Annotated in this window: 4 protein-coding genes; 3 read left to right on the top strand and 1 reads right to left on the bottom strand. The window is 34.6% G+C overall.

Annotated elements, in window-relative coordinates; all coding sequences use genetic code 11:
* Positions 1 to 100: 100 nt before the first annotated feature.
* A complete protein-coding gene (locus tag ACH0B5_RS17755) occupies positions 101 to 838 on the bottom strand; it encodes a CPBP family intramembrane glutamic endopeptidase (protein ID WP_122973484.1) in 738 nt (245 codons plus the stop codon).
* Between the two features lie 255 nt (positions 839 to 1,093).
* On the opposite strand from ACH0B5_RS17755, the gene groES reads away from it, so the two are divergent.
* The 3 genes from groES to ACH0B5_RS17740 all read left to right on the top strand — a co-directional run bounded on the left by groES (position 1,094) and on the right by ACH0B5_RS17740 (position 4,028).
* Positions 1,094 to 1,378, top strand: a complete 285-nt coding sequence (groES, locus tag ACH0B5_RS17750; RefSeq protein ID WP_122973483.1) for a co-chaperone GroES — start codon at positions 1,094 to 1,096, stop codon at positions 1,376 to 1,378.
* Between the two features lie 115 nt (positions 1,379 to 1,493).
* Complete coding sequence (groL, locus tag ACH0B5_RS17745) at positions 1,494 to 3,122, top strand: chaperonin GroEL (RefSeq protein WP_122973482.1); 1,629 nt, start codon at positions 1,494 to 1,496, stop codon at positions 3,120 to 3,122.
* Positions 3,123 to 3,389: 267 nt separating this feature from the next.
* Entirely contained in the window at positions 3,390 to 4,028 is a 639-nt protein-coding gene (locus tag ACH0B5_RS17740; protein WP_122973481.1) for a hypothetical protein, read from the top strand.
* Positions 4,029 to 4,153 lie beyond the last annotated feature (125 nt).

Genomic DNA, 4,153 nt, shown 5'->3' with positions numbered 1-4,153 from the left:
GCCTGCACAATACAGACATCATCTATTTCAAGTTGCCTAGCTTTTTTTAAAATGTCCTTTACAAAGGGTACACATTACTTTTGAAAATAGGCTTTTAATTTTATTTTGGAATTTGATCCATGAATTGTTGAAGTTTATCCGCATTTAATTGAACTAACGTAACAAAGCCGTTTAACATCATATGGGCAATAATTGATGTAAGTAGACGTCTCGTTTTATAGTAAAGGAAGGCGAAAATGAAACCGCTAATGGTATATAAAATAATATGCGTAAAATCTAAATGAATGGCCGCAAAAATAATCGAACTAACGATACCAGCTACCCAGAAATTTTGGGTTTGAATTAATGAACCAAAGACTACTCGACGAAATACTAATTCTTCTAATATTGGGCCAAATAACACCGTCGCAAGTATCATAACTGGCGCAATTTCTGTAACAAGCATAATCGTTTCGGTATTTTCACTGCCGTAATCAATGCCAAGGGCCAATTCAATCGTTGCACCAATCGTTTGACCAAGATAAACAAGGAAAAACCCGATAATTCCCCATCCGATGGAAACAGGAATCGATGCTTTTTCTCCTTTAAATACGTTCCAGAAGTTCTTATTTTTACTTATTAAGAATATACAAACTAAGAATGCAATTGCAGCAGTTACTGTAGACCACCAACCAGCTAAGGCAACGCCAGATTGTTGTTCATTTTCCACAAAAAATTGAAGGAAGAATCCCTTAATAGGTGGAATTAATAATAGAAACCCAGATAATTGAAACAATATGTAGGTTAATAAAACGAAAAAGGCTGTTTTTTGGGTTTGGATTTTTGTAGAAGTACTCAATAGTTTATATCCCTCTTTCTAAATCTCTTGTTTAAAACATATAATATAAAGTTAAACTAACAGGCGGGTTGCTCATTTAAGAAAGTACAACCTCTATATCCTATTGTAGAGGAATATGGAAAGAAAACAAAATTTTTTAACGCTTCATACTTGCAAACTTAAAAATAATTCATTATTATAATAATTGTGTTAGCACTCGTAAGAAGAGAGTGCTAATAAGATATACAAACTAAAATTTGTAGGAGGTTGTTTCACTTGTTAAGACCATTAGGTGATCGTATCATTATCGAACTAGTTGAGGTGGAAGAAAAAACAGCATCAGGACTTGTACTTCCAGATTCAGCAAAGGAAAAACCACAAGAAGGTAATGTTGTTGCTGTGGGAACTGGTCGTGTACTAGATAACGGCTCACGTGTCGAGCTTGATGTAAGAGAGGGAGATCGTATTATTTTCTCTAAATACTCAGGCACAGAAGTGAAATACGAAGGCAAAGAATATTTAATTCTTCGCGAAAGTGATGTATTAGCAGTTATTGGTTAATTAGTTGAAAGTTAAAGTTAATCTTAAGAAATAAAGAGCGCCTTTTACATAGGTTTCTTCGGCGCTCCATGCTACTTTTGATTTTGAATAGAATAAAAATTTGGAGGTAAGCAAAATGGCAAAAGATATTAAATTCTCTGAAGAAGCTCGCACGTTAATGCTTCAAGGTGTTGATAAATTAGCAAATGCAGTAAAAGTAACATTAGGGCCAAAAGGTCGTAACGTTGTACTTGAAAAAAAATTCGGTTCTCCATTAATTACAAATGATGGTGTAACAATCGCTAAAGAAATCGAATTAGAAAACGCTTATGAAAACATGGGTGCAAAATTAGTTGCTGAAGTTGCTTCTAAAACGAACGAAATCGCTGGTGACGGTACAACAACTGCAACAGTTTTAGCGCAAGCGATGATTCGTGAAGGTCTTAAAAACGTAACAGCTGGCGCAAACCCTGTTGGTATCCGTAAAGGTATGGATAAAGCTGTTGCTGCTGCATTAGAAGAATTACAATCCATTTCACGCCCAGTAGAAAATAAAGAAGCGATCGCGCAAGTTGCTGCTATTTCTGCTGCCGATGAAGAAGTTGGTGAATTCATCGCAGACGCTATGGAACGCGTTGGTACTGACGGTGTTATCACTATCGAAGAATCTAAAGGGTTCACTACTGAATTAGATGTAGTAGAAGGTATGCAATTCGACCGTGGATACGTTTCTCACTATATGGTAACAGATACTGACAAAATGGAAGCAGTATTAGAAAACCCTTATATTTTAATTACGGATAAAAAGATTTCAAACATTCAAGAAATCTTACCTTTACTTGAACAAGTTGTTCAACAAAGCCGTCCATTATTAATCGTTGCTGAAGATGTTGAAGGGGAAGCTCTTACAACATTAATCTTAAATAAATTACGCGGTACATTTAATGTAGTAGCTGTTAAAGCTCCTGGCTTCGGTGACCGTCGTAAAGCGATGTTAGAAGATATTGCTGTATTAACTGGTGGTCAAGTTATCACTTCAGAACTTGGCTTAGAATTAAAAACAGCTGACGTTTCTTCTTTAGGACGTGCTGCAAAAGTTGTTGTATCTAAAGACAACACAACAATTGTTGAAGGTGCGGGTAATAGCGAAGAAATCGAAGTTCGCGTTAACCAAATCCGTGCTCAAATTGCAGAAACAACTTCTGAGTTCGATAGAGAAAAATTACAAGAACGCCTTGCAAAACTTGCAGGTGGTGTAGCAGTAATTAAAGTTGGTGCTGCAACTGAAACGGAATTAAAAGAACGTAAATTACGTATTGAAGACGCATTAAACTCAACTCGTGCTGCTGTTGAAGAAGGTATCGTATCAGGTGGTGGTACTGCACTTCTAAACGTTTACGGCGCAGTTGAAAAAGTACTTGATGAAGTAGAAGGCGATGTAGCAACTGGTGTACGTATCGTATTACGTGCTCTTGAAGAACCAGTACGTCAAATCGCTAACAACGCAGGTCTTGAAGGTTCAATCATCGTTGACCGCCTAAAACGCGAAGAAATCGGTATCGGCTTCAACGCTGCTAACGGCGAATGGGTAAACATGATCGAAGCTGGTGTAGTAGACCCTGCTAAAGTTACTCGTTCTGCATTACAAAACGCTGCATCTGTAGCTGCTCTATTCTTAACAACTGAAGCAGTAGTAGCAGATATTCCAGAACCAGCATCTGCTCCAGCAATGCCTGACATGGGCGGCATGGGCGGAATGATGTAAAAGAGGTTTTTGAGGCATTTTAAGTAGTAATATAACTTTAAAAGTTTTATAAACTTAGTAACGCTATTAATAAAGCAACTACCACTTCTCAGAAATATCTGAGAGGTGGTTTTTTATTTTTTAAAATTTATAAGGACTTTATAAATAGATAGGGAATATTAAAACATAATTGAATGAGTAAAAAAACACAGTAAAATACCGATGTATTAATTACAAATTACCTATTTAGGGTAAGTTGATTAGGAGTTTTAGGAGGAGGAGTAAGATTTGTTGTGGCTAATATATGAGGATTATATTAAACAAGATGTTCGTACTACATACTTTGTGAAATATCTTAAATGGCACGTATGGGTAATTTCTATTTCACTATTGATAATTACTTTGTATTGTCTTTTTAAATTTTATTTATCATTAAATGGTTGGATTCTTTTTGCGTCATGTATATTTGCAGCTATTACAGGTTCTTATTTTGGAAATGAATTGAAAAAGTCTGTATTGGGAAATGTAGGTGATGGTAAGGATATTTTTGATCACAATATTATTTCAATAAGGAATATTTTAAAAAGACATAATATTAGCCATATTGAACAAATTGATTTGTTGATAAATCAAATAAATGAAGAACTTCCAGAACTAAAAATGAGTGAAAAAGTTTTAAAGGCTTTCTATACAATAAGTACTGCATTATTATTACCGATAATAACTCTGATGATTAAATGGTTACTTAATTATAATAATGAAGGAGTGGAAATAGTAATAATACTTGTTTTAATAAGTTTAGCGATATTAGGAATATTTTATATCATTAAGCCTCTTTTGGAAGAAATTTTAGATTCTCCTTATAGAAAAATGAGTAAATTAAAGAGAATACTTGAAGATATTAAGTTGGTAGATTTTCTAAAGTAATATTTTTAGGGGAAATAGTATGGAATTAAAAATTAAAACGAAGTATTTTACTGAATCGGTTACACTAAGTTGGACAGATACTATAAGGGCTAGTAGACTTAACATACTAACCTAAAGGGAGCCTG

The organism is Ureibacillus sp. 179-F W5.1 NHS, assembly GCF_045369345.1.
GTDB lineage: Bacteria > Bacillota > Bacilli > Bacillales_A > Planococcaceae > Ureibacillus > Ureibacillus halotolerans.
Note: the sequence above shows the minus strand (reverse complement) of the source record. Positions and strands in the feature narration are given on the sequence as shown.